Origin of the sequence: Candidatus Avelusimicrobium fimicolum (genome assembly GCF_021632165.1) — a bacterium.
In the GTDB taxonomy this organism is placed as follows: domain Bacteria; phylum Elusimicrobiota; class Elusimicrobia; order Elusimicrobiales; family Elusimicrobiaceae; genus Avelusimicrobium; species Avelusimicrobium fimicola.
This window is the reverse complement of the sequence record NZ_JAJWTS010000006.1, coordinates 24,412-47,792: the sequence shown is the minus strand read 5'-3', so window position 1 is coordinate 47,792 and position 23,381 is coordinate 24,412. Positions and strand designations below refer to the sequence as shown.

Annotated in this window: 25 protein-coding genes; 12 read left to right on the top strand and 13 right to left on the bottom strand. The window is 47.3% G+C overall.

Features of this window, described 5'->3' with window-relative positions; translation table 11 throughout:
* Positions 1 to 2 precede the first annotated feature (2 nt).
* On the bottom strand, positions 3 to 731 hold the full coding sequence (locus tag ACQY2K_RS03850; protein WP_428040822.1) for a hypothetical protein: 729 nt from the start codon (positions 729 to 731) through the stop codon (positions 3 to 5).
* 101 nt (positions 732 to 832) lie between these two features.
* Here ACQY2K_RS03850 and gpmA point away from each other — a divergent pair, with 101 nt between their 5' ends.
* A complete protein-coding gene (gpmA, locus tag ACQY2K_RS03845) occupies positions 833 to 1,579 on the top strand; it encodes a 2,3-diphosphoglycerate-dependent phosphoglycerate mutase (protein ID WP_428040821.1) in 747 nt (248 codons plus the stop codon).
* Between the two features lie 53 nt (positions 1,580 to 1,632).
* On the opposite strand, the gene def is transcribed toward gpmA, so the two are convergent.
* On the bottom strand, positions 1,633 to 2,157 hold the full coding sequence (gene def / locus ACQY2K_RS03840) for a peptide deformylase (protein ID WP_177748746.1): 525 nt from the start codon (positions 2,155 to 2,157) through the stop codon (positions 1,633 to 1,635).
* Between the two features lie 40 nt (positions 2,158 to 2,197).
* Positions 2,198 to 2,668 carry a PTS sugar transporter subunit IIA gene (locus ACQY2K_RS03835; protein WP_177748744.1) on the bottom strand — a complete coding sequence of 157 codons (471 nt, stop codon included), beginning with the start codon at positions 2,666 to 2,668 and terminating at the stop codon, positions 2,198 to 2,200.
* A 97-nt stretch (positions 2,669 to 2,765) separates the two neighbouring features.
* Here ACQY2K_RS03835 and ACQY2K_RS03830 point away from each other — a divergent pair, with 97 nt between their 5' ends.
* The 3 genes from ACQY2K_RS03830 to ACQY2K_RS03820 all read left to right on the top strand — a co-directional run bounded on the left by ACQY2K_RS03830 (position 2,766) and on the right by ACQY2K_RS03820 (position 5,556).
* Positions 2,766 to 4,256: a TM0106 family RecB-like putative nuclease gene (locus ACQY2K_RS03830; RefSeq protein WP_428040820.1), complete on the top strand. Its 1,491-nt coding sequence runs from the start codon at positions 2,766 to 2,768 to the stop codon at positions 4,254 to 4,256.
* Entirely contained in the window at positions 4,253 to 5,053 is an 801-nt protein-coding gene (locus ACQY2K_RS03825; RefSeq protein ID WP_428040819.1) for an inositol monophosphatase family protein, read from the top strand. Before ACQY2K_RS03830 ends, ACQY2K_RS03825 begins: the two co-directional genes overlap by 4 nt.
* Before the next feature lie 92 nt (positions 5,054 to 5,145).
* Positions 5,146 to 5,556 (top strand): ACT domain-containing protein, encoded by a 411-nt coding sequence (locus ACQY2K_RS03820; RefSeq protein ID WP_177748738.1) that lies wholly within the window; start codon positions 5,146 to 5,148, stop codon positions 5,554 to 5,556.
* A gap of 102 nt (positions 5,557 to 5,658) precedes the next feature.
* Here the strand turns inward: ACQY2K_RS03820 and ACQY2K_RS03815 are convergent, their stop codons facing one another.
* From ACQY2K_RS03815 to rlmN, 4 genes are read right to left on the bottom strand one after another with little or no spacing between them, the layout of a single operon-like run.
* Positions 5,659 to 6,186, bottom strand: a complete 528-nt coding sequence (locus tag ACQY2K_RS03815; RefSeq protein ID WP_428040818.1) for a hypothetical protein — start codon at positions 6,184 to 6,186, stop codon at positions 5,659 to 5,661.
* Positions 6,187 to 6,197: 11 nt separating this feature from the next.
* A complete protein-coding gene (gene queC / locus ACQY2K_RS03810) occupies positions 6,198 to 7,976 on the bottom strand; it encodes a 7-cyano-7-deazaguanine synthase QueC (protein ID WP_428040817.1) in 1,779 nt (592 codons plus the stop codon).
* Positions 7,957 to 8,391 carry a hypothetical protein gene (locus ACQY2K_RS03805; protein ID WP_428040816.1) on the bottom strand — a complete coding sequence of 145 codons (435 nt, stop codon included), beginning with the start codon at positions 8,389 to 8,391 and terminating at the stop codon, positions 7,957 to 7,959. The genes queC and ACQY2K_RS03805 overlap by 20 nt, the downstream gene beginning before the upstream one ends.
* The gene (gene rlmN, locus ACQY2K_RS03800; RefSeq protein WP_428040815.1) at positions 8,388 to 9,419 is read right to left on the bottom strand and encodes a 23S rRNA (adenine(2503)-C(2))-methyltransferase RlmN; all 1,032 of its coding nucleotides are present in this window, start codon (positions 9,417 to 9,419) and stop codon (positions 8,388 to 8,390) included. The genes ACQY2K_RS03805 and rlmN overlap by 4 nt, the downstream gene beginning before the upstream one ends.
* 109 nt (positions 9,420 to 9,528) lie before the next feature.
* On the opposite strand from rlmN, the gene ACQY2K_RS03795 reads away from it, so the two are divergent.
* From ACQY2K_RS03795 to ACQY2K_RS03770, 6 genes are read left to right on the top strand one after another with little or no spacing between them, the layout of a single operon-like run.
* Positions 9,529 to 11,016 (top strand): hypothetical protein, encoded by a 1,488-nt coding sequence (locus tag ACQY2K_RS03795; RefSeq protein WP_177748728.1) that lies wholly within the window; start codon positions 9,529 to 9,531, stop codon positions 11,014 to 11,016.
* 27 nt (positions 11,017 to 11,043) lie between these two features.
* The gene (eno, locus tag ACQY2K_RS03790) at positions 11,044 to 12,318 is read left to right on the top strand and encodes a phosphopyruvate hydratase (protein ID WP_428040814.1); all 1,275 of its coding nucleotides are present in this window, start codon (positions 11,044 to 11,046) and stop codon (positions 12,316 to 12,318) included.
* A complete protein-coding gene (locus ACQY2K_RS03785) occupies positions 12,315 to 12,620 on the top strand; it encodes an FtsB family cell division protein (protein WP_428037752.1) in 306 nt (101 codons plus the stop codon). Before eno ends, ACQY2K_RS03785 begins: the two co-directional genes overlap by 4 nt.
* Before the next feature lie 3 nt (positions 12,621 to 12,623).
* Positions 12,624 to 13,232 (top strand): MBL fold metallo-hydrolase, encoded by a 609-nt coding sequence (locus tag ACQY2K_RS03780; protein ID WP_177748722.1) that lies wholly within the window; start codon positions 12,624 to 12,626, stop codon positions 13,230 to 13,232.
* Complete coding sequence (gene lgt / locus ACQY2K_RS03775) at positions 13,232 to 14,023, top strand: prolipoprotein diacylglyceryl transferase (protein ID WP_428040813.1); 792 nt, start codon at positions 13,232 to 13,234, stop codon at positions 14,021 to 14,023. Before ACQY2K_RS03780 ends, lgt begins: the two co-directional genes overlap by 1 nt.
* Positions 14,010 to 14,918: an RluA family pseudouridine synthase gene (locus tag ACQY2K_RS03770; protein ID WP_428040812.1), complete on the top strand. Its 909-nt coding sequence runs from the start codon at positions 14,010 to 14,012 to the stop codon at positions 14,916 to 14,918. The genes lgt and ACQY2K_RS03770 overlap by 14 nt, the downstream gene beginning before the upstream one ends.
* 334 nt (positions 14,919 to 15,252) lie before the next feature.
* On the opposite strand, the gene ACQY2K_RS03765 is transcribed toward ACQY2K_RS03770, so the two are convergent.
* Genes ACQY2K_RS03765 through ACQY2K_RS03745 form a run of 5 tightly spaced genes read right to left on the bottom strand, consistent with a single transcriptional unit; the run spans position 15,253 to position 19,901 of the window.
* The gene (locus ACQY2K_RS03765; RefSeq protein ID WP_428040810.1) at positions 15,253 to 16,362 is read right to left on the bottom strand and encodes a GNAT family N-acetyltransferase; all 1,110 of its coding nucleotides are present in this window, start codon (positions 16,360 to 16,362) and stop codon (positions 15,253 to 15,255) included.
* Positions 16,363 to 16,421: 59 nt separating this feature from the next.
* Complete coding sequence (locus ACQY2K_RS03760; protein ID WP_428040809.1) at positions 16,422 to 17,612, bottom strand: aminotransferase class I/II-fold pyridoxal phosphate-dependent enzyme; 1,191 nt, start codon at positions 17,610 to 17,612, stop codon at positions 16,422 to 16,424.
* A gap of 54 nt (positions 17,613 to 17,666) precedes the next feature.
* On the bottom strand, positions 17,667 to 18,131 hold the full coding sequence (gene rfaE2 / locus ACQY2K_RS03755; RefSeq protein ID WP_428040808.1) for a D-glycero-beta-D-manno-heptose 1-phosphate adenylyltransferase: 465 nt from the start codon (positions 18,129 to 18,131) through the stop codon (positions 17,667 to 17,669).
* Entirely contained in the window at positions 18,115 to 19,506 is a 1,392-nt protein-coding gene (gene accC / locus ACQY2K_RS03750) for an acetyl-CoA carboxylase biotin carboxylase subunit (RefSeq protein ID WP_428040807.1), read from the bottom strand. Before accC ends, rfaE2 begins: the two co-directional genes overlap by 17 nt.
* Positions 19,507 to 19,517: 11 nt before the next feature.
* Positions 19,518 to 19,901: an acetyl-CoA carboxylase biotin carboxyl carrier protein gene (locus tag ACQY2K_RS03745; RefSeq protein WP_428040806.1), complete on the bottom strand. Its 384-nt coding sequence runs from the start codon at positions 19,899 to 19,901 to the stop codon at positions 19,518 to 19,520.
* Between the two features lie 124 nt (positions 19,902 to 20,025).
* Between ACQY2K_RS03745 and ACQY2K_RS03740 the strand changes: the two genes are divergently transcribed.
* Positions 20,026 to 20,499, top strand: coding sequence for a TspO/MBR family protein (locus ACQY2K_RS03740; RefSeq protein ID WP_428040805.1), 474 nt, complete (start codon positions 20,026 to 20,028; stop codon positions 20,497 to 20,499).
* A gap of 51 nt (positions 20,500 to 20,550) precedes the next feature.
* Here the strand turns inward: ACQY2K_RS03740 and ACQY2K_RS03735 are convergent, their stop codons facing one another.
* Positions 20,551 to 20,808 (bottom strand): hypothetical protein, encoded by a 258-nt coding sequence (locus tag ACQY2K_RS03735; RefSeq protein WP_428040804.1) that lies wholly within the window; start codon positions 20,806 to 20,808, stop codon positions 20,551 to 20,553.
* Between the two features lie 361 nt (positions 20,809 to 21,169).
* Here ACQY2K_RS03735 and ACQY2K_RS03730 point away from each other — a divergent pair, with 361 nt between their 5' ends.
* Positions 21,170 to 23,230, top strand: coding sequence for a ribonucleoside triphosphate reductase (locus ACQY2K_RS03730; protein WP_177748701.1), 2,061 nt, complete (start codon positions 21,170 to 21,172; stop codon positions 23,228 to 23,230).
* The last annotated feature ends 151 nt before the right edge of the window (positions 23,231 to 23,381 follow it).

Genomic DNA, 23,381 nt, shown 5'->3' with positions numbered 1-23,381 from the left:
TCCTATTTAATAACTGTACCCGTTTGGCCCGTTTGATAGTGGACAATGCGAATTTCCACCCCCTTTTCCTTGGCCAGACATACCGCGTCCGGGTGCAGAACACTCGCGCCGTTTAAAGCCAACTTATACATTTCATCAAAATCCAGTATCTCATATTTCTGCGCTTTGACATCTTTGTTCGGGTCTGCTGAGTAAACTCCGTCCACATCTTTAATCATTTCCACGTGGCCCGCACCTAATTGGGAGGCTAAAAATACGGCGGACACATCACTTCCCCCGCGTTTTAAAGTGGTAATTTCCTTATTTTCACCAATGCCCTGGAAACCCGCCACAATGGGCACGTTACCGGCCTCAATTTCGCGCAATAAACGGTCGCCTTTCAACTTTAAAATATCCGCGCCGGTATGATTGCAAGTAGTAATAAGGCCGATTTGCGAACCGGTCAGCGATACAGACGGCACACCCTTAGCCCGCAAAGCAATAGACAAAAGCGCCACGCTCACACGCTCTCCGGTGGTAATCAGCATATCCAACTCACGCTTATCCGGAGTTGGCGTAATGCTAAACGCGTGGTCCAAAAGGACGTCCGTCAAATTGCCGTTGGCAGAAGCCACCACCACCGGGATAAATCCAGCCGTATAGCGGGATTTAATCAAATCGGCCGCCATTAAAAGTTTTTGTTTGTTGGCTAATGTATTGCCGCCAAACTTCATAATACAAATCGGTTGCATAAATACTAAAATTCCCCTGCAAACATTATACCAAAGTAACCCTTAAAGCCGCTTTACGCTTTTCGCCAAAAAAACTAATATGTAGGCAAACGGAGGTTTGTATGAAAAGACTTGTACTTTTGCGCCACGGGCAAAGCCAGTGGAATTTAGAGAACCGCTTTACGGGTTGGACGGATGTAGATTTAACTCCGCAAGGAGTGGAAGAAGCCCGCAACGCGGGGAAATTATTAAAAGAGGCAGGTTTCTATTTTGATGCGGCTTATACCTCTTATTTAAAACGGGCGGTCAAAACCTTAAACTGCGTGCTGGATGTGCTCAACCAAGATTGGCTGCCCGTGGAAAAAACGTGGCGGCTTAATGAAAAGCATTACGGGGCCTTGCAGGGTTTAAATAAAGCCGAAACCGCCAAAAAATATGGCGACGAACAGGTAAAACTGTGGCGGCGCAGTTATGATGTGCGCCCGCCCGCTTTAACCTTGGATGACCCGCGCGCACCGCAAAACGACAAACGCTATGCAGGGGTAAATTCCAAAGATTTACCGCTGACCGAAGCCTTGTGCGACACGGTAAACCGCATTTTGCCGTATTGGAACGAAGTCATTTTTCCGCATTTAAAAACGGCTAACGAAATTATTGTAGCGGCACACGGAAACAGCCTGCGCGGAATTGTAAAACATCTTAAAAATATTTCAGATGCGGATATTATCGGGCTAAATTTGCCGACGGGAGTGCCGTATGTGTTTGAATTTACGGACGAGTTAAAATTGAAAAGGGATTATTTTTTAGGAGATGCGGAAGAAATCAAAAAGAAAATGGCCGCCGTTGCCAATCAAGGAAAAGCCAAATAAAACTTTACAGCAAAACTCCCTATCGTATGATAGGGAGTTCCGTTTATAACCGTTCAATTCCAATTTTTGCGCAATTTTTTTATGGCTTTTTTAAGTTCCGGCTTTAATACCGGGTCCACCAAATCAATAAACAACTTGCCGTCCAGGTGGTCCACTTCGTGTTGGAAAGCCTTAGCCAACAGCCCGCGCGCACGCTTCACCTGCTCCACTCCATTTTCGTCGGTATATTTCAGGGTTACGTCCGTCGCGCGTTTTACTTCGGCCCACAAACCGGGCAGAGAAAGACAACCTTCTTCTTCCAGTTTTTCTCCCCGCATAGAAAGGATTTCGGGATTGATAATCACATATCTTTTTAAAGGCGCGTTTTCTTTATCACTTTCGGGAATCAAAATTACCGCCAAACGGTAATCCAACCCAATTTGGTTAGCCGCCAAACCTACCCCTTTTACCGCCAGACAAGTTTCCTCCATATCTTTTAGCAGTTGGGGCAGTTGCGGCTGCAACGCTTTAAAATCAACAGGTTTCAATTTTTGGCGCAAGATATCTTCGCCGTATTTTGTTACACGCAATATTGCCATAAGTTTATTTTAGCATAATTGGACTCGGGCCGAAGGCGCGTCAGCGAGATAAGCGTTCAGCCACGGCTTGCGGGTCGTTTAACGTAAGCAATTCTTGGATAAAACCGGGCTGAAAGGTCTCTGCCAATGCCGCCAAAACCTGCAAGTGTTTTTGAAAGAAAGCCGGCTTGTCGGGCGATAAAAACAAAAACATCACGCGAATAGATTTATTATGGCGTTCCTCCGTCACGGGAACAGGCAAAACCGCCAGCGCGGCAACAAAATCGTCCAATCCCTCCACACGGGCGTGCGGAATAGCCAAGCCCGTATCCAAGGTAGTGCTGATGCCTTTTTCGCGTTCCAACACCTGGGCTGTTACTTCTGCCGGGTCCAAGCGCGGGCATTGGCGGCAAGCCATACGCACCAAGGTTTCAATTAAACCGTCTTTGTCTAATCCCTCGGGAGCCACCAGCACGCGCTGTGCCGTAATCAGCCTCCCCAGGTTTATTTTTGTTTGTTCGTTCAATGCCATAATTCTAGGTTTTTATGGTAGCAAATAAGCCCCCCTGCTGGCAAGTTGTCAAAAATCGGTTTTATTCCCCCGCTAAAAAAGATAGAATACATATATAATGACAGAGAACGAGTTGCAAACCCTTTTTAACACCCTTTCCGCAGGCCGTGTGCCCGGGAAACAGGATTTTAATGCTTCCAAGATGTTTTCCTTGCTGGAAGACCCTTTCAGCATTTGGTGCGTTTTTCACGCCCCCAAAGAAGAAGCCGTTCCGGAACCTAACCGCTACGAAAATTTAAAAATCCGCACCGACCGCACCATTCGCGATAATTGGATTAAGCAGGAGTTTCCCGGTGTGGTATTCATTACGGGTGAAACGGAAAGCGAACGCTTTAAAAACACTTTATCCGCTATGGCCAAAGGTGAAAGTGCTATTGCCAATGCCTTACTTTGGAACTTGCCTGAAAACACCTACGGCAGCATAAATTTACTCGTCCGCTCCAATAATGCTTCCAGCATATGGGGCAACTATCATTATCATATTTTCCAATTTAAACGCGCACACGATTTAAAGGAACATTATGCCTTACAGGTCTGTCTGCTTAACCGCATACTGGGCTGCACGCAAAAATACACACCGGCTAATACGCGCGTGTTCCTGCGCGACCGCACGATTGACGTTTGCTATGAAGACCATTGCGACCGTCTGGCCCGGGAACTGGCCTATTGGCGCAGCATCCGCGACGGGAAATCCCGCCCGGAGGCCCACAAACCGCCCAAAGCCGCCAGTGCGCCTTGGCGCGTTTATGCTAATAAAGTGGTGGCCCAAAGCAAAGATTTACTAATGCTCCCCGGCCTAAATACCGAAATGCGCCAATGCCTTAAAATCAATGGGATGTTCACCACTGACGATGTGGCACACGCCGGATTAGAAAAATTACAGGGTATTTTGGAAGAACCGCACGCCACAAATTCCTATTACAATTCTTTGGCCTATTTGCACAACAAACCCGTCTTGCGCGAAGCGGGGCATTTCCCGCCGCCTGTAAAAAAATATAATTTATATTTTGATTTTGAGGCCACCGAAACCTTTACCAAAAACAATGTATCCTTTGTCTATTTAATCGGTATTTGGGATAAAGAAGAAGACAAATATGTAAGTTTTGTGGCAAAAACCCCGGAAGAAGAAATTAAAATCTTTGAACAGTTTTACGACTATATCAAAGATTTTTCCGACACAGCACTCTACCATTGGACGGAATACGAAGTAAAAAAGATGAAAAATCTGGCCGGGAAAAATCCGCAAGATGCTGCTAAATTAAAAGCCCTCTGCTCCATTTGTTACGACTTAAAAGTGTCCGTAAACAAACAGTTCTATTTGCCCGCACCCAGTTTTTCGCTCAAAGCCGCCGCGCCTGCCTTTGGCTTTAACTGGCGGCAAGATGACTGCGGCGCAATGGACAGTATGGTCTATTTTACCAACTGGCTGAAAACCGGCAACCAAGATTTGTTAAACAAGGTATTGATGTACAACGAGGATGACTGCAAGGCAATGCTCGTACTGGAAAACAAATTAAAAGAAGCCGACGTACTGGACCTGAAAAAATGAAAAAAGAATTTGCCGTACTGCAAGCGTGTTTAGCCGCCGCGGCCAAAACGGTGCGCAAAAATTTTGGCAAGGTGGGCTATGAATTAAAGGGAAAGGCCAACTTGGTTACTAAGGCAGATGTTGCGAGCCAAAAGGCTGTTTTGGCACTGATAAAAAAGAATTTCCCCGCGCACGACTATTTAGCCGAAGAAAACGGCATCAAAAACACCGGAGCAGATTATACTTGGGTGATTGACCCGATTGACGGAACTACTAATTTTGCGCATACTTTCCCGCAATGCAGCGTATCCATCGCACTTTTTTATAAAAACGAACCTGTTTTGGGCGGTGTAGTCAACCCGGCCACCGGCGAAACTTTTTTGGCCCAAAAGGGCAAGGGAGCCACCCTAAACGGCAAAAAAATACACGTTTCCAAAACGGCTAAATTGGAACAATCGTTATTGGTTACGGGTTTTCCGTATGACCGCTTTACGCGGTTGCCAAAGTTGCTAGACCGGTTTGGGCGTTTTTTAAATTCTTGCCACGATGTGCGCCGGCTAGGCTCCGCCGCTCTGGACTTATGTTGGCTGGCAGCCGGGCGTTTGGACGGCTATTGGGAAGATAATTTAAACCCGTGGGACGTCGGCGCGGGGGTGCTTATCTTGCAAGAGGCCGGAGGCAAAGTTACGGATTATTCCGGCAAAAAATACAAAAAAATCAAGGATTTCGGACATACACTTTTAGCAACCAACGGCAAAATTCATACGCAAATGCTAAAAATCATCAAAGAGACCGAAAACGAATTGCCAAAAATTTGAGAAAAGGACCGCCAAAACGCGGTCCTTTTTGTTGTATCATCGGCGGCGGTGTGATATAATTTTAGGTAGGGTTTTATTTATAAGGGGTTATTATGTCTATCAACGTAGTCAAGCAGTACAGCGTCTTCCTGATAAATGAACCGGGTGCGCTCAAAAATTTTGCCGAATTATTTGTACGCGAAAATGTAGATGTAATCGCCATTTCGCAAGATGTCCGCTATGATGCTGCTGTTGTCCGCCTGACAGTTAAATACGACCAGGAAATCAGCCACGCGCTGACCAAGGCCGGTTTTACAAGCGTAAAGACAGATGCCATCTGTATTGATACCCCCAACCGCGTGGGATTGTTGCGGGATATTGGGGCCGTCCTTTCCAGCCACGGGATAAACATTACCACCATTTACGGTACCGCAAGCACAGGGCCGAACAGCCGTTGGATAGTGGTAGTAAATGATATAACCAAAGCGTTAAATGCCCTGGAAAGTTCCGGTATATTTGAGTAAGGAAATTTGCATATATAAAAAACCCCGCAACCTGCGGGGCTTTCTAGATACAACAAAAACCCCCGGTATTCGGCCGGGGGTATGTTGCAAAAGGCTTTTGGGTTAATGCAGTTTTTCTTTGGCTTCTTTGAGTTGTTTCTTCCAAGCCTTTTTGGCGGCTTTGTGCTTTTTTTCAGCCACACCGGACAATAAGTCCTCTACGCGCCGGGCTTTTACCTGCTCCAAGTTGGCCTCGTCGGCTTTCACCTTGTTTTCCCAATTATCCAAATTTGCGCGTTCAGCGGCGATGCGGTCCTTTACATAAGCAAGTCCCGCATCCACTCCGGCAGAAACTTCCTCCGCCAATTTGGCTTTAATGGAGGCTTTATCTTCCGCCGTTTTGGCTTTTTTGTACTGCTTTACTAATTTTTTTATGCGTTTTTGGCGTGCCTTAAAGGCCTTTTTCTGCTCGGCAACCGTCTGTTTCTTCTCCGCAGAGGAAAGATGTCCGCCATCTTTTTTAACAATGGGGGCCGACTCCGCGGGCAAACTGCACTCCGCCGGAGGTTCCACCTCAATATCCTTTAATTCCGCCGCCGTTATACCGCCCGCCAAACACACCGCCAATAAAGCCAAAAGGAGTTTTTTCATTTTTATCTCCGTTAATCAAGCGACGTATCGTGCACGCCCGCTTCGGCAAAGCCTTTGGCGCGCAATTTGCAGGAATCACAATGGCCGCACGGCTTTTTGCCGCCCGCATAGCAACTCCAAGTGAGTTCAAACGGAACTTTCAACTTGGCAGCCAGGCGCACAATATCGGTCTTGGACATCCGCATCAGAGGTGCCAATACTTCAATGCCTTCCGTTACACCCATTTTGGTACCGCGGTTAAGCGCGTCCGCCGCCGCTTTAAAGAATGCAGGGGTGCAATCGGGATAACCCGAAAAATCTATCGCGTTGGGGCCTGCAATAATCGTATCGGCGTGAATTGCATCCAATAAAGAGCCTGCAATAGAAAGGAACATCAAATTCCGCCCCGGTACATAGGTAGAAGGAATTCCCTCTTTCGGAATATCCTCTAATGCCACATCCGGCAGGGCCTGACTTTTATCCACTAAGGAACAGCAGGACAGCCACGGCAAATTAAGCGTAATCATATGGTGTTTAATACCCAGATTGCGCGCAATCATTTGTGCGGCCAACACCTCGCGGTCGTGGCGCTGTCCGTAAGAAACGGTAAGCGCTTCGCACTCGTAACCGTGCGCCAAGGCCCAATACAGGCAGGTAGTGGAATCTAGTCCGCCCGAAAAAAGCACAATGGCTTTCTTTTTTGCCTTGCCGCCAAACACGGCCGCCTTGCCCGAAAAAGTAACCTCGGCAGACGGCACCGCCTGTTGCGGAGCAACCGGCTGCACCTCTGCGGGCACCTTAGTAGCAGGCTGTTGGGCCGGAGTTTGGACGGAACTTCCAGAAGAAGCGGCGGCCCGGGCCGGAGTCTTTTTTAAAGCGGCGTCCAATAAATCCTCCGCCGGAGCAGGCACGTTATCCACCTTACTTTCGCCAAAACTATTGGCAATTTCTTGCTCCAATTCTCTCTTTTCTTCTTTTACTGTATTTAAAATCCCACTAAAAAAACTTTTAAGGCCACTCTTGGTGTTCTCCGCCGGTTTCGGAGTAGCCACTGTTTCCTGTGCCGCCGAAACAGGCTTTTGCGCAGGAACATCAGCGGGCTGTTCAGCGGGTTTGGTAACCAACCAAGCCTCCGGCGCCTGCGTGCCGTACGGGTAGCAGACCGCATAGCCTTGGTCAGAAAAAGACACCTGAGGCACAACCTTTAAATCATCCACTTTAAACGCAATTTTGGCATCTTTTTCGGCATTTTTAGGCCCCTGTTTCAAAAACTCTACACAGCGCATTGTGTTATTAAATTCCACAATAGCGTCCTCGGGGTTGCCGATACCTTGCACGCAGTCTTTCAAGGCAGACACGCAGAAACCGTCTTCTACCGAATCCGCCGTACCATACAAAGCGGCCGGCACCAGCAAAACATCCTTATCTATATTAGCAAGCACATCAGCCAACGTATAAAAATTGCAAAAACCGCCGACCAATACGGTGCTGGCGTTTTTGGCGGCGAAAAGTGCCTTCATCCCTTCGTTGCTCAGCACCAAAGCAGGCGTACGGCCCGAAGCACGCGACGCCGCATAAGGAGAATCGTCCTCGTGCGAAACGGACAATTTTTGTTCGCTATATACCTCAAAATCAGCGTGCCGGCTTGTAAAAGCGGTTACGTCCTCCGCCTTATCAAACCCCAAAACAGTTTTCTTGCCGCGTGCCAACAACGCACACAGCGTGGTGGACGTACGCAATACATCCACGACGACGGCTACATCCGTCCATTGTTCACATTCTCCTGCGGTTTTAGCTATCAGAACGCTCATTTAATATCCCCAATACTTTAAAATCTTCAATCGCTTTTTCGTCTTCTTCGCTCAAATTATCCACATATTTAATGGCATAGATAATCAGCGTTACGCGCGGGTTGGACGCACCGTCCTCCGCGCTGTTGTACTGGCCGATAAGCATTGCATCGGCCCCCTTGGAGGCTACAAACTTGCGGCCCTTTTCCACGCCCATTTTTAAATTATCGCGGGTGGGCTGTAAATTTTTAATGCGCAAAAGCCCCAAATTACCGTACGGGCGGGTAATATCACTCTTACTGCCGATAATTTCCACATTTTTGGCCTTGGTGGGCGGAAAGTCCGGCCCTATTGGAATCCAATCCAAATTATTCATTTCCAACGTAGCACATCCGGCGAGTAAAAGACCGGCTGCCACTAACCCCAATTTTTTCATTTTCCCTCCTTTTTCTGGGAAGCCAACTGTCCGCACGCGGCTAAAATATCGTTACCCATACTTTTGCGGATAGTTACGCCTATGCCCATTGCTTTTAGGCCGGCGGCAAAATCTTTTACTACACGGTCTTCTGTCTTTTCGCCGCGGCCCAGGTTGCACGCAATCAAATTAACGTGCAGTAAATAGTTGTCTTTAATGCTGTAAATCCAGTCCGCCAGTTTGCGGATATGTTCCGGGCGGCTGTTGACGTTTTCAATAACAGAATATTCCAAAAACACCTGGCGGCCCGTCATAGCAATATATTCTTCCAACGCTTTTTTGATATCGTCCAAATCAAATTTGCGGTTTACGGGCATAATCTTGCTGCGTTCGGCATTATCGGCATTATGCAGGGAAATAGCCAAGTTGGCCTGTGGCAAGTCCACCGCCAGTTTATGCAATTTATCTGCAATTCCCGAAGTGGAAACAGAAATATGACGCGCACCGATATTTAAATAGTCCGGGTTGGAAAGATCCTGCGCCGCCTTTACTACATTTAAATAGTTGAGCAAAGGTTCCCCCATTCCCATAAAAACTACGCCGGAAATACGCTCGCCCAGTTTTTCTTTATGCACATACTGGTACCACATCAATACCTGGTCGGTGATTTCCTCTTGTGTTAAATCGCGCTTGAAACCCATTTTGCCCGTAGAGCAAAAGGAACAGCGTAACGGACACCCCACCTGGCTGGACACACACACACTCCAAGTATCCTGCGGTTTTAACAATACGGTTTCAATCTGGTAGCCGTCTTTAAGTGTTAAAAGAGCCTTGGCCACCTTATCCCGGTTTGAACAGACAATTTTAGATACCTTAAAACTAAGCAAGGGACGGTCCTGTTTCAGTTTTTCCCGCAAATCAGCGGGCAGGCTGGTTGCTTCGTCCCAAGACGAAATCCCGCGTTTGAAAATGGCATCCTTTACCTGCGCAATACGGAAATTCGGCAGGCCGGCATCTTTGATGTATTGTTTAACGTATTCAAAATTCATTTTTCTTTCCTTATTATGTAATATATATATTTTAACATTTTCCGCTACCCAATATACAAAGCCACAGAAAGATGAAAAAATGCCTATTTTTTAGTATAATACCTGCACGATGAGTGAAGATATTAAATTTAGCACAGCCGGCTTCCGGGCCGTTACCGCAGACGGGCTGACCGCCCAGTCCGTACAGCGTTTGACTTACGGGATTTCCGAACATATTTTGGAACATCCTTTCTATGGATTTGAAGGTACGGGCTACCGCAAGCACTGTGAAGAACAAGGCAAAAAACCCAAAAAGCCCCTCGTTCTCGTGGGGTATGATACCCGTTTTCTGTCTAAACAATTTGCCTATGTAGCCGCCAATGCGCTCGTGCAAAGCGGCATTACAGTAAAAGTGGCCGAACTCCCCCTGCCTACCCCGGTAGCCGAGTGGGCGGTGCTCAACGAGTGCGCCGTAGGGGCAATTGTTATTACGGGCAGTGAAGCCGAATACTATGTAAACGGCGTGAAATGGATTTCGTACTACGGCGGTATTGCTAATAACGAAATTGTGCAAGATATTGAAAAGCGTATTCCTTCACCCAACGCACAGATTTTAAAAGCGTCCTCTACCGAGTTTGGCGTATTGAACGCGGCGGCTATCGTCAGTAAAGATTTCCGCAAAGGCTATATGGCCCGCTTGGAAAAAATGATTGATGTGAAGGCACTTAAAAAGGCGAAATTAAAAGTAGCCGTTGACCCGCTTTTCGGTACGTCAAAATATTATTTCCGCGACTTTTTGGAAAAACACGGCGTAACGGTAGAAGGCATCCACGAAGGGGAAGATGTCCTCTTTGGCGGACACACGCCCAATGCCGGACCGGTCAGTTTGACGGACCTTAAAAAATTAGTTGTAAGCAAAAAAATGCACTTGGGTATCGCTTGTAACCCGGACTGCGATAAATTCGGCATTATTGATGCCGAAGGCAACTGGGTGTCCCCCAACGAAATTGCCCCGCTGTTGCTGGAACACCTGGTCCGCAATAAAAATTTAAAAGGCCGCGTGTGCAGAAGCGTCATTACCTCAAACTTGATTGACCAGGTAGCCAAGATAAACGGGCTAATGCTGCGCGAAACCCCGGTAGGCTTTAAATATATTACCGAGTTAATGATTACCGGGCAGTACATAATGGGTATGGAGGAATCGGGCGGTATTGCGATTGCCCACCATATTCCGGACAAAGACGGTCTGGTGGCCTGCCTGTTGGTGGTAGATATGTTAGCCACCGAAGGCAAGACCTTAAAACAACTGAAAAAAGATTTTTATAAAAAATACAAACAGTTGTTTGACCAAAAAGTCAGTATTCCCAAGGCGGAAACCGAAATTAACCGCATTATGGAACGCTTGGATATTAAACCGCCGCTTTCCATTAATAAAACCTCTGTATGGCGTATTGACAATACAGACGGGTTTAAATTTATCTTAAAAGGCGGCAGTTGGCTGGCTATTCGCCCGTCCAGCACCGAGCGGTTAATCCGTATGTATGCCGAAGCGCAAGACGAAAAATTGCCGGAAATACTGATTAAAGAAGGCAAAAAAATCATAGACAGCATTGTCTAATCCGGCAATTTGCCGGAAGGGGGTTGTATGGTTCGCATTAAAAAAATTACGGCAAGGGAAATTTTGGATTCGCGCGGTTATCCGACAGTAGCCGCCGACGTCCTGTTAGATGACGGCAACACAGGCACCGCGGCCGTACCCAGCGGAGCCTCTACCGGCTCGCACGAAGCACTTGAACTGCGAGACGGTGGCACCCGCTACAATGGCAAGGGGGTGTTAAAGGCGGTGGCCAACGTGGAGAGAATTTCACAGCAGTTGGCCGGGATGAATCCGTTTGACATCCGCCTGGTGGACGAAAGTATGCTGGCTTTGGACGGCACGGAAAACAAAACAAATCTGGGCGCCAATGCAATGTTGGCCGTTTCTATGGCAGTATTGCGTGCGGGTTGCCACAGTGCCAAATTGCCGCTCTACCAGCATCTGCGCAACGTCTATAATTTGGATAACAGCCGCTATATCTTGCCCGCTCCTATGCTCAATATTATTAACGGCGGGAAGCACGCCGATTCCGGGCTGGATGTACAGGAGTTTATGATCGTACCGACCGCACCCAAAACTTTTGCCGAAGCCCTGCGCGAAGCAAGCGAAACCTATCACACCTTAAAAGATTTGCTTAAAAAAGAAGGTATGGTGATTGCCGTAGGGGATGAAGGCGGTTTTGCTCCTAAAATCACCAAACACGAAGATGTACTAAAAACTATTTTAGCCGCCGCCAAACAGGCCGGACACCTGGATATTTCGCTTGCTATGGACTGCGCCGCCAGCGAATTTTATCACGAGGGTTCTTACCGTTTTGAAGGGAAAATGCACTCTGCCCAAGAAATGACCGCACTTTACTCCTCTTGGTGCCAGAAATATCCCCTTGTATCCATTGAAGACCCTTTGCAAGAAGACGATTGGACCGGTTGGAAACACATTACCGCACAACTGGGCAAAAAAATTAACCTGGTAGGTGATGATTTGTTTGTTACCAATATAAACCGGTTGGAAAAAGGTATTGCAGAAAAAGCCGCCAATTCTATTTTAATCAAGGTCAACCAAATCGGCACCGTTTCCGAAACCATTGACGTAATGGAACTGGCCAAAAAGCACGGTTATTCCCGCATTGTGTCGCACCGCTCCGGCGAAACCGAAGACACTTTTATTGCTGATTTAGCCGTAGCCACTAACGCAGGCGCCATTAAAACGGGCGCGCCGGCGCGTTCCGAACGGACGGCAAAATACAACCGTCTGCTCCAAATTGAAGCCGAACTGGGCAACAAAGCCGAGTACGCGCAAGATTCTGTATTTAGCCGCAAATGAACACGCAAGCCATAACGGATTTTATTATCCAAAACAAAAAACCGCTACTACTGGGGACCGCCCTGGTAGTAGTGGTTATCTTCTTTTTAGGGAGCAGTATTTTAAGTTTGGTACATAACAAACTGGAACTGCATAAACTGGCGAAACAAAGCGTTCTGCTGGATAAAGAACACGCCGAATTGACCGCCACTATGGAATTGCTTGAAAAAGAAGATGCCGCTTATTTGGAAAAAATTGCCCGGACCCAATACAATATGGTCGGCCCAAACGAAGTGGAATTTAGATTTCAACCCGATAAATAACTTATGAATATTGATGTCATCAACTTAGGCCCTATGGGCAACTGTACATATTTGCTGACCGAAGGGACAGAGGCGGTTTTGATTGACCCGGCCTGGGATATGAACTATTTGGAACATATCTTATCAGAAAAAAAATTAAACTTGCGCGCCGTATTTTTTACGCACGGGCACTTTGACCACGTAAAATTTTCCCAAGATTTACTGCGCAAGCACCATTTACAAGCCTTTTTGGAAGAAAATGACCTGGTTCTTTCGGGTTTGGAGCCGCAGTTTGTACACTCTTACCAGGGAGAACAACACTTACAAATCGGTCCGTTTAAGGTACATATTATCCCCACGCCCGGCCATACGGCGGGTGGGGTGTGCTTGCATATCGGCAACGCGCTTTTTACGGGCGACACCCTTTTCCCGGGTGCGTGCGGAAGGGTAGATTTACCGTCTTCTAACCCGCGCCAAATGCGCCAAAGTTTAGTAAAACTTTCCAAACTCCCCGAAGATACGCAAATTTTTGCAGGGCACGCCTACGGCGGGAAATGCAGTTCCACCATTGGCTACGAACGCTTAAAAAACCCTTTTATGCGAAATGCAATACGAGATGAGGAGCGACTGTAATGCACCCGATATTTTTAAAAATAGGATCCTTTGAACTGGCAAGTTACGGCCTAATGACAGCATTGGGATACGCGGCGGCTTCGCTGTATTTGATTCCGCGCCTGAAAAAAATCGGTTTAGACAAAGACACCTTTTGGAACCTGATTTTTATTGCCTTTATCGGCGCATTAGCAGGAAGCAAACTCCTCTATATTATTGTTTCCTGGCCGCAGTTAGGGGCAACCTTAGCCGAAAAAATTACCAATATTGTGCGTGATTTCCGCTACGGGTTTGTCTTTTTCGGCGGGATGATTGCCTCAGTCGGCGCGCTCATTTATTATATAAAGAAAAAGAAATTACCCCTTTTAAAAACGGGCGACTTTTTAATTGTTGGCCTTCCGTTGGGACACGCCTTGGGGCGCATTGGCTGTTTTTTGGCAGGGTGCTGTTTCGGCAGCCCGACCACTATGCCGTGGGGCGTCCGCTTTACCGACCCGCACTCCTTGGTAGCCCCGGAACTTTTACACGTGCCGCTGCATCCCACGCAACTGTATGAATCTGCCGGAAACCTGATTTTATTCGTATTACTACACTATGCGTCCAAACGCCCGCATAAAGACGGAAAAATATTAGCGCAATATATAACATATTACAGCATAATGCGCTTTATCATTGAGTTTTTCCGCGGGGATTACCGCGGCGCCTATTGGTTGGGATTATCTCCCTCCCAATGGATTGCCTTGGCGGCTGCGGCGGTCTCGTGCTGGCTTTGGATTCGTTTAAAAAAGGACTCTACTTATGCAGGAAAATAAAAAAATCGTTTTTGAAGGATATTCTCGCCGTTTGGACATTTTTGCCGCAGACGAACTGGCTGATTTTTCGCGCGCCATTGTGCAAAAGATGATTAAAGACGGCAAAATTACCGTCAACGGAAAAAGGGTAAAACCCTCTTGGCCGCTCACTCCGGGCGAAGTGGTGGAAATTGAAATGCCCGCACCGGAAGCCAAGACAAAACTGTCTGATTTAATTATCCACGACGGCAAAGATTTTTTTGTTCTCATTAAACCTGCGGGTATGCTTGTTCACCCGCAAAGCCCGGTGTGGGAAGAACACCCCGAAGCAGTTTTTTCAACCGAAGAAACTTTGGTGTCCGTCATTTTGGCTAACCCGCCCAAAGGATTTGATACATCTATGCCCCGCGCGGGGCTCGTACACCGTTTAGACCGCGAAACCAGCGGTGTAATGGTGGTAGCCAAAACACAAGAATTTCAAGCCGAAATGGTGGCCCTGTTTTCCAACCGGGAGGTTCACAAAACATATCACTCCATCGCCTGCGGCGAAGTGCCCGATAACGAAGGCACTATTGACGTGCCGATAGGGCGTGTAGCCGGAGGCAAAATCAAGGCTTCCGACGTAGGGCGCGAAGCCGTTACCGATTACAAGGTATTGGAACGCAAAAACGGATTTACCTACATTGAACTTTACCCGCGCACAGGCCGCACCAACCAGTTGCGCGTGCATTTAAGTTGGTTGGGCTATCCGGTATTGGGCGACTGGCTCTACCGCGGCGCGACGGCTGACCGCCTGATGCTGCACGCCCGGAGAATTGAGTTTAACCACCCGCTAACGGGCAAAAAATTAAAGTTTGAGGCTCCCGTACCGGACGATTTTTTGGCCGCGTGGAAACGCGTTACCGAAGAAAAGTAACTTTTCCCCCGCCTTACCCGGCGGGGATTTTTTTACCCTAAAAAACTAATCCTTTTTTAGACTTTTATTTTGACGCTTTATGCGCTATCCTTTAAATATAGAGAACGGCCCGGGGGATAAAGCATAAACAAGGGGCCGTAAACTGGGGGAAAGCGTAAAGTGGGGTAAACACGGAGCGCTTTAAGACGAAGACGCCCCAGCCGGAGTACCCGGCGGGGCGTCCACTCTAAACAGATTTCATCCGTCCGGACGCGGGAGGGGACCCGCTATCCCGGGCAACACACTAAAAGGGTTTCGTTTTCCGTGGGAGGGAGCGAAACCCTTTTATTTGCGTTTACAAACTTTTTTGATACAGTCTGTACCGTTTACTGGTATGACAGCCGCACTCCGTAATTCCGCGGATAATCCCCTCATTATCTTCCAGCACCCACGACAGTTCCGCTTCGTTCCAAACGGCTACCCCGTGGTCAATAATGTGCTTAATCAAAATCAGGTCAATACCGCGCTTTCTAAATTCAGGAGCCACACCCAACATAATCAGGCGCGCATCTTTAATTTTGCGCCAAGCCAAGAGTGCCTTGATGATACGCCACGGATTAGCCAGGGAACCTTTTAATTCTTTAAGCGCGTGGTTCATATTCGGAATAGCAATATAAAACCCCGCCGCAACCCCATCCACTTCCAATACACAAGTTCCTTCCGGCCGGACAATTAGTTTTAATTCGTTTACCACATCCGCCATTTCCTGTTTGCTCATTGGCACAAAGCCCCAATTTTCCGCCCACGCCTTATTGTAAATTTCGCGGATGATTTCGGCCTCTGCTTCCAAATTTTTGAGGTTCAGCCTCCGCAAAGTAATACCGTGCCCGCGCGAACAACGCGCACAAACTTTTAAAAACCGTTCGGAAAATTTGTCGTCTTTACTGCGTTCAAAGGCGAGCAGGTCCTTAATTTTTCCATATCCGGCCTGTTCAATTAACTCCATATAATAAGGATAATTATAGGGCATCATAATAGCGGGCATACTGTCAAAGCCGTCGGCCAGCAAGCCGTAAATATGGTTACTGTCCGGATTAGCCGGACCACGCACCGCCGTTACACCCTTGGCACGGAGCCAATCTTCTGCCGCCTGAAAAAGCGCAGCCGCAACATTTCTATCATTGATGACATCAAAAAAGCCGAAAAAACCAATATTTTCGTGATGATATTCGTTATGTTCTTTATTCAAAATGGCGGCAATACGCCCAACGGCTTTTCCGTCTTGGTATGCCATAAACAGAGCGCGCTCGTTCTTCGTCCAAAAGACGTTATTCAAGCGCAATAACTTTTTAGTATCGGCCTTTAACTCCCCCACCCAATACGGGTCATTTTTGTATAATTCAAACGGAAAATTGACAAAAGAGTCCAAGTCCTCGTCCGCTATTTGATGTATTTCCACACGCATATTCCCCTCTCTAAAAAAGAAACCCCGGCCATAGCGACCGGGGTCATACTGGTAACAAACTATTTAATCACACCTACCGCACGGCCTGCTTTTGCAAAAGCATCAATAATTTGGGCAACGTGTTCGTCGGTGTGTGTCGCCATAAGCGTTAAACGCATAAGCGCGTGGCCCGGAGGCACGGCAGGGCTGACCACCGGGTTGGAAAAAATACCCAACTCGTGCAAGGCGCGCCACATTTTAAAGCAGTTTTCGTTGCTGCCGACGTGTACCGGCAAAATCGGTGTGGTGCTGGTGCCCAAATCGTAGCCTAAATCTTCCAAGCCTTTTTTGAGTTTGGCTGTTAAACGGAACAGATTGTCGCGGCGGGAGGTGTCGTTTTCAATCAGTTCCAACGCCTTGGTGATAGAGGCCACACAGGCCGGCGGCAACGCGGCAGAAAAAATCTGGCTGCGGGCATTGTGGCGGATGTAATGAATAATATCCGCATCGCCAACGACAAAACCGCCAACAGTAGCAAAGGTTTTGGAGCAAGTGCCGACCACTAAATCCACTTCGCCGTTTTCCAAGCCGAAATATTCGCAAGTACCGCGGCCCGTTTTACCGATGATACCCGTCGCGTGCGCATCATCCACCATCACACGGGCGCCGTATTTTTTAGCAATTTTGACAATTTCCGGCAACGGACAAATGTCCCCTTCCATACTAAAAACACCGTCCACAATAATCAGTTTGCCGGCCTCGGCAGGCAGTTTGGAAATAACGCGCTCCAAATCGCCCGGTTCGTTATGTTTAAAACGCACCATTTCGCCGTCAGAAAGTTTAATACCGTCCAAAATACTGGCGTGGTCTAATTTATCCACAATCGCGTAGTCGCCCTTTTTAACGAGGCACGACACGACCCCCAAATTCATCTGATATCCGGTAGAAAAGATAAGCCCGGCTTCTTTACGTTTAAATTTAGCAATGCGCTCTTCCAACGCATCTGCGGCTTTGGTGTTGCCGTTTAAAAAGCGGGAGCCGGCACAACCGGTACCGTATTTTAAAGCGGCTTCGGCGGCGGCTTTTTTCATTTCGGGGTCATCTGCCAAGCCTAAATAGTTGTTGGAACCGGCCATAATGTATTTTTTGCCGCCCAACACCACCTCCGGCCCTTGCGCAGATTCAATCGGCTGAAAATAGCCGTAAATGCCCAAGCGCATAGCCAGTTTGGCGTCTTTGTAGTTTTTGCATTTCTCAAAAATATCAGACATATTTTATCCTCTTGACACAACAACCGCGCCGCAGCCCGCAAGCCGCAAAGCGGTTTATTTACTTACCTTTTTAATAATATTAGTAGTGGAACGACCTTTAAGCAAAGGGAAACGCACCACTTTCTTTGCAAATTCACGGCCGACAATTTCGTCGGTCTTATAGTCTCCGCCCTTTACCAACACATCCGGACGAACGATTTTAATTAGATTATACGGTGTGTCTTCTTCAAAAATACTGACGGCGGATACGCTTTCCAATCCCGCCAATACCAAGGCTCTGTCGGCCTGGGTGTTTACCGGACGGGTTGGCCCTTTTAAGCGGCGCACGGAAGCATCGCTGTTGAGCCCAACCACCAGCACATCACCCTTGGAGCGGGAAAACTCCAACACGCTGACGTGCCCGGCGTGCAAAATATCAAAACAACCGTTCGTAAAAACGATTTTTTTGCCTTCCGCACGGGCGGCCTCTACAAATTTTTTAAGCGCGCGCGGGCCTAAGATTTTATTTTTTGCCTTCACCTTGTGCCTTCTCCTGCGCCATCATCCGTTCAATAAGGCCCGTATCCATATTACCTTTTATAAAGTCCGGGTTATTGACGATTTTTTGGTGGAACGGAATCGTGGTTTTTACACCGTCAATCAAAAATTCGCCCAAGCAACGGCGGCAACGCGCGAGCAAGTGTTCGCGGTCCGGCGCGGTAACAATCAGTTTGGCAATCAAACTGTCGTAATAACTGGGAATGGTGTAACCCGTGTACATATGGCTGTCCACGCGCACACCCAACCCGCCCGAAGGAATCCACTCGGTAATAGTGCCGGGGCACGGCGTAAAATTATGTTCGCTGTCTTCGGCGTTAATGCGGTGCTCAATCGCGTGGCATTTGATAACCGCCGCGTCCTTTTGCGTAAGGTAGAGCGGTTCCCCCTGCGCAATCTGCAACTGCATTTTGACGAGGTCCTGCCCGCAGACGGATTCCGTTACTGGGTGTTCCACCTGCAAACGGGTGTTTACTTCCATAAAATAAAATTCTTTATTTTGAGCCATCAAAAACTCTACCGTACCGACACCGCGGTATTCGGCCGCTTTTACCAATTTGCAAGCGGCCTCTTGGAGTTTTTGGCGGGTTACCGCGTCCACAAACGGGGACGGAGATTCTTCCACCAGTTTCTGGTGGCGGCGCTGCATACTGCAATCACGCTCCGCAAACGCCACAACGTTCCCATAGTTATCGGCGGCTACCTGCACTTCAATATGGCGCGGGTTCAAAACGAGTTTTTCAAAATATACGCGGTCATCACCAAAGTTGGCGCGGGCTTCACCCTGCGCGGTTTCCATCATCAGTTCCAAATCTTCTTCTTTTAGGCACGCGCGCATACCTTTGCCGCCGCCGCCCAAAGAGGCCTTAATCATAATCGGGAAGCCGATTTTGCGGGCTACTTCGCGGAAATTTTTACCTACAATGCCGTCTGAGCCGGGAGTAATCGGCACTCCGGCGCGCACGGCAATTTCACGCGCGGTAGATTTAACACCCAACATTTCAATAGCGTGCGCGGTCGGCCCGATGAACGTCATACCGGCCTTGGTAACAGCCGTGGCAAAATCCGCATTTTCAGACAGAAAGCCATACCCGGGGTGAACAGCATCTGCCCCGGTAATTTTACCCGCGGTAACAATAGCATCTATATTTAAATAACTTAAAGGGGAGGGGGCAGCACCGATACAAACGGCTTCGTCAGCCATACGGACGTGCAGACAGTTGCGGTCGGCTTCCGAATAAATAGCCACGGACTTAATGCCCATTTCTTTTAAGGTACGGATAACGCGCAGCGCAATTTCGCCACGGTTAGCAATCAAGACTTTTTTAAAGGGAGTAATTTTAATGTTAGCAGACATGGGTTATGCTCCTATTTGGCTGCCTGCTCAATAAAAAATAACGGCAAACCAAATTCCACGGGAGCACCGTCTTTGGCGGTTACTATACGCAATTTTCCGGACACAGGGGCCGTTACTTTATGCTTGTGGGAAACGGTTTCCACCACGCCCAAGGAATCGCCTTCTTTTACAGTTTGGCCCTCTTTCAGTGCCAAGTTTTTGCCTTTTTCAGCCGCGTGATAAATACCGACAGCCGGAGAAGTTACCGCCGTAAGCGAGCATTCAAAATGCGCAGGCTCCGGCAAGGCTTCTTGGGTTTTAACTTCAATACAATCGCCGTCTTTTTCGTAGCAAAATTCGGCTAAATCGGTGGTTTTGAGCCAATCGGTAATTTCCGTAATGAGTTTGGTGTCCATAATGTCCTCAATATATAAATAAAATACGTTTAGTTTATTCTACCATTTTTATAAACCGAACAACACGCTTTTATAACCTTTTTTTCACCTTGGGCGATGCCACGCAAAATGATACGGTAAAAATATGAAAAATATTTACAGAACTTTTTTACCGCTCTTATTCTGGCTTTTGCTCTGCCAGTTGCCCGCCTTGCCCGGCGGATATATCGTGAGGCAAAATTTGGTTTGGTATCACGGGATTGCCAAACCGCCGTTTGTGCCGCCGGATATCGTTTTTGGAATGGTGTGGAGTATTCTTTATCTGTTTTTGGGAATAAGTGCCTTTCTCCTTTTCCGCAAAGGCTTACAAAAACATAAGAAAACAGCCATTTTATTTATTATCCAACTGGCTCTTAATATGTGGTGGACACCTGTTTTCTTCGGCCTGCACGAATTGACACCGGCCCTGCTGTTGCTAGTGGTAATGTTAGCAGAAACATTTTGGCTATGGAAGGAAGCCCGTTTAAAAAATGGTTTAGCCGCACTTTTGTTGGTTCCTTATGCAGGCTGGTTAGGATTTGCTTGTTATTTAAATTTTGGTTTTTGGTTGCTTAACTAGCAAAAAGCCCCGGGTATCCAAACCGGGGCTTTTGCAAAAAGAATAAACGCATTAGCGTTTGCGGTAATGGCGCACCAAATCAAGGCCTACCTTCATTACCTTGTAAAAGGTTGAATCCAAAAGTGTGGAAACATTGTCAATTAAATCAAACGCACTTTTGGTTTTATCTACATTTTCAGCAGCAGAAACCGCCAAATATTCTACGGCTTCGGCTGTGCGGGTAATTTGCAAAAATGTCCGCACCGCAAAAACGACCAACACCACAAAGGCAACTACCGCTACAAGCACACACCATTGGTAAAAGTCCATATAATTCCCCCCTTTTTCCTTTTTCTTTATTAAAACTTTTTGCCCGGCGTTCGTCAAGTCCCGCCAAAAAGACTAAAAAACAAGCAAGAAAACCGCGCCGTTTTCCCTTATTTTTTAGGAGTTATCTAATTTATTATTGACAAAGCACCCGCTTATTAGTAATAATTACTATTAACAAGCCTGGCTGCCAGCCTGCCAAGGACAAGGCAAAAGAGCGTTTTTTCCGTCGGAGGGCTTCATTTTTAGGCTTGTGGCAAAATCGGTTTTAAGACGAGATTTGCATTTTTAGTCCGTTTTTGCCAAAATTTTAAAAGTCGTTAGTTTATTTAGCGGCGAATTATTCTACCAGGATTACACTATTATGGAAAACTCCGAAGTTATTACCCGTATCGTAAAAAGAGATGGTACGACACAGCATTTTGACTCTAAAAAGATTACCCGCGCCATTACCAAGGCCGCCGAGGCAACCGGCGAATTTGACGCCGAAACCGCCAAAAAATTAACGATTCGCGCCATTAACATTATCCAACAACTTTATTCCGACACCGTTCCCAATGTGGAAAATGTACAGGATATTGTGGAAGATGTGCTTTTAACATCAAATTATCATAAAACAGCCAAAGCCTATATTCTGTACCGCGACCAGCACGCCCGTATGCGTGAAATTTCTTCCAAATTTAACGTAGATTTGGTGGACCAGTATTTGCAAAAGATTGACTGGCAGGTAAACGAAAACAGCAATATGGGCTACTCCTTGCAGGGGTTAAACAACTACATTTCCTCCGAAATCAGCAAGGTCTATTGGCTCAATAAAATCTATCCCGAAAATGTCCGCCGTATGCACAGCGAGGGTGATTTTCACTTGCACGATTTAGGATTGTTGGGTGCTTACTGCGTCGGTTGGGACTTGCAAGACCTGCTTTTAAGCGGTTTTACGGGCGTAGTCGGCAAGGCTGAAAGTAAACCTGCCAAGCACTTGCGCACCGCATTAGGCCAAGTAGTAAACTTCTTTTACACCTTGCAAGGCGAAAGTGCGGGGGCGCAGGCTTTCAGCAACTTTGATACCTTGCTCGCGCCGTTTATCTATTACGATAAACTTTCTTACAATGATGTAAAACAAGCCTTACAAGAATTTTTGTTTAACGTAAACGTGCCCACCCGTGTCGGGTTCCAAACACCGTTTACCAACTTAACGTTGGACTTAACCGTACCGTCCTACTACAAGGACCAGCCGGTTATTATCGGCGGTAAATTGCAGGATAAAACTTACGGCGAATTCCAAGCGGAAATGGATATGTTGAACCGCGCGTTCTGCGAAGTAATGCTCGCGGGTGATGCCAAAGGCCGCGTGTTTACGTTCCCGATTCCGACGTATAACATTACCAAAGATTTTGATTGGGACAACCCCAAACTTACCCCTCTGTGGGAAATGACAGCCAAATATGGTATCCCGTACTTTGCCAACTTTATCAATTCCGATATGAACCCCGAAGATGCGCGTTCTATGTGCTGCCGCTTACGCATTGATAACCGCGAACTGCGCAAACGCGGCGGCGGGCTCTTTGGTTCTGCCCCGTTGACCGGTTCTATCGGCGTCGTAACCATCAACTTGCCCCGGCTGGGTTATTTGGCCAAAGACGAAAAAGACTTTTTCGCCCTCTTAAAAGACCGTATGGAAGTAGCCAAAACCAGTTTGGAAATCAAACGCAAAATTATTGAGCGCTTTACGAAAGGAAATCTCTATCCGTATATGAGTTTCTATCTGCGCTCGGTTCGCCAACGCTTTGGCGAATTTTGGAAGAATCACTTTTCCACCATCGGGCTTGTCGGCTTAAATGATGCGGCCGTCAACCTGTTGGGCGAAGATATCGGCACCGAAAAAGGCAAAAAATTTGCCGAGGACGTGCTGACCTATATGCGCGAAACGCTTGTAAAATTCCAGGAAGAAACCGGCAACAATTATAACTTGGAAGCCACCCCGGCGGAAGGGACCTCCTACCGTTTGGCTAAACTGGATAAAGAGCGCTACCCCGAAATCATCTGTGCCGACGAAGAATTGTATAAGCAAGGCCACCAGCCTTTCTACACCAACTCTTCGCAGTTGCCCGTCAACTATACGGATGATGTGTTTGAAATGTTGGACTTGCAAAGCACTATCCAATCCAAATACACCGGCGGCACGGTTCAGCATATTTTTACAGGGGAAAAGATTAAAGACTTGGAAGCGATGAAGAAATTCATCAAAACCGTCTGCGAAAAATACACCTTGCCGTATTTTTCCATTACCCCTACGTTCAGCGTCTGCCCCAAGTGCGGCTACATTGAAGGCGAACACTTTGAATGTCCCAAATGCAAAGCCGAACGGATGCAGGAACTGGAACACAAAATTAAACTGTTGGAAGAACAGTTATACAGCAAATAGATCTGTAAGATATTACCTTTTTTGGGTTACTTTGCCCGTCAAAGATAACCCAAAAAAGCGGTTGCGGCCGGCGCTGTAAAGTGCCATAATAAAAGTAACGGGTTTTCACGGGCCCGTTCCCGTCAACATAGGTTATTAATCGTCAGGAGAC

What these genes read in the sequence shown, in the direction of transcription:
- ACQY2K_RS03785 (WP_428037752.1), top strand. Translation starts at nt 12,315, where the DNA reads ATGAACACGCAAGCCATAACGGATTTTATTATCCAAAACAAAAAACCG.
- ACQY2K_RS03780 (WP_177748722.1), top strand. Translation starts at nt 12,624, where the DNA reads ATGAATATTGATGTCATCAACTTAGGCCCTATGGGCAACTGTACATAT.
- ACQY2K_RS03765 (WP_428040810.1), bottom strand. Translation starts at nt 16,362, where the DNA reads ATGCGTGTGGAAATACATCAAATAGCGGACGAGGACTTGGACTCTTTT.
- ACQY2K_RS03820 (WP_177748738.1), top strand. Translation starts at nt 5,146, where the DNA reads ATGTCTATCAACGTAGTCAAGCAGTACAGCGTCTTCCTGATAAATGAA.
- gpmA (WP_428040821.1), top strand. Translation starts at nt 833, where the DNA reads ATGAAAAGACTTGTACTTTTGCGCCACGGGCAAAGCCAGTGGAATTTA.
- ACQY2K_RS03830 (WP_428040820.1), top strand. Translation starts at nt 2,766, where the DNA reads ATGACAGAGAACGAGTTGCAAACCCTTTTTAACACCCTTTCCGCAGGC.
- ACQY2K_RS03835 (WP_177748744.1), bottom strand. Translation starts at nt 2,668, where the DNA reads ATGGCATTGAACGAACAAACAAAAATAAACCTGGGGAGGCTGATTACG.
- ACQY2K_RS03745 (WP_428040806.1), bottom strand. Translation starts at nt 19,901, where the DNA reads ATGGACACCAAACTCATTACGGAAATTACCGATTGGCTCAAAACCACC.
- eno (WP_428040814.1), top strand. Translation starts at nt 11,044, where the DNA reads ATGGTTCGCATTAAAAAAATTACGGCAAGGGAAATTTTGGATTCGCGC.
- ACQY2K_RS03730 (WP_177748701.1), top strand. Translation starts at nt 21,170, where the DNA reads ATGGAAAACTCCGAAGTTATTACCCGTATCGTAAAAAGAGATGGTACG.
- ACQY2K_RS03770 (WP_428040812.1), top strand. Translation starts at nt 14,010, where the DNA reads ATGCAGGAAAATAAAAAAATCGTTTTTGAAGGATATTCTCGCCGTTTG.
- ACQY2K_RS03805 (WP_428040816.1), bottom strand. Translation starts at nt 8,391, where the DNA reads ATGAAAAAATTGGGGTTAGTGGCAGCCGGTCTTTTACTCGCCGGATGT.
- lgt (WP_428040813.1), top strand. Translation starts at nt 13,232, where the DNA reads ATGCACCCGATATTTTTAAAAATAGGATCCTTTGAACTGGCAAGTTAC.
- queC (WP_428040817.1), bottom strand. Translation starts at nt 7,976, where the DNA reads ATGAGCGTTCTGATAGCTAAAACCGCAGGAGAATGTGAACAATGGACG.
- def (WP_177748746.1), bottom strand. Translation starts at nt 2,157, where the DNA reads ATGGCAATATTGCGTGTAACAAAATACGGCGAAGATATCTTGCGCCAA.
- ACQY2K_RS03795 (WP_177748728.1), top strand. Translation starts at nt 9,529, where the DNA reads ATGAGTGAAGATATTAAATTTAGCACAGCCGGCTTCCGGGCCGTTACC.
- ACQY2K_RS03740 (WP_428040805.1), top strand. Translation starts at nt 20,026, where the DNA reads ATGAAAAATATTTACAGAACTTTTTTACCGCTCTTATTCTGGCTTTTG.
- ACQY2K_RS03850 (WP_428040822.1), bottom strand. Translation starts at nt 731, where the DNA reads ATGCAACCGATTTGTATTATGAAGTTTGGCGGCAATACATTAGCCAAC.
- ACQY2K_RS03825 (WP_428040819.1), top strand. Translation starts at nt 4,253, where the DNA reads ATGAAAAAAGAATTTGCCGTACTGCAAGCGTGTTTAGCCGCCGCGGCC.
- ACQY2K_RS03815 (WP_428040818.1), bottom strand. Translation starts at nt 6,186, where the DNA reads ATGAAAAAACTCCTTTTGGCTTTATTGGCGGTGTGTTTGGCGGGCGGT.
- ACQY2K_RS03735 (WP_428040804.1), bottom strand. Translation starts at nt 20,808, where the DNA reads ATGGACTTTTACCAATGGTGTGTGCTTGTAGCGGTAGTTGCCTTTGTG.
- ACQY2K_RS03760 (WP_428040809.1), bottom strand. Translation starts at nt 17,612, where the DNA reads ATGTCTGATATTTTTGAGAAATGCAAAAACTACAAAGACGCCAAACTG.
- accC (WP_428040807.1), bottom strand. Translation starts at nt 19,506, where the DNA reads ATGTCTGCTAACATTAAAATTACTCCCTTTAAAAAAGTCTTGATTGCT.
- rlmN (WP_428040815.1), bottom strand. Translation starts at nt 9,419, where the DNA reads ATGAATTTTGAATACGTTAAACAATACATCAAAGATGCCGGCCTGCCG.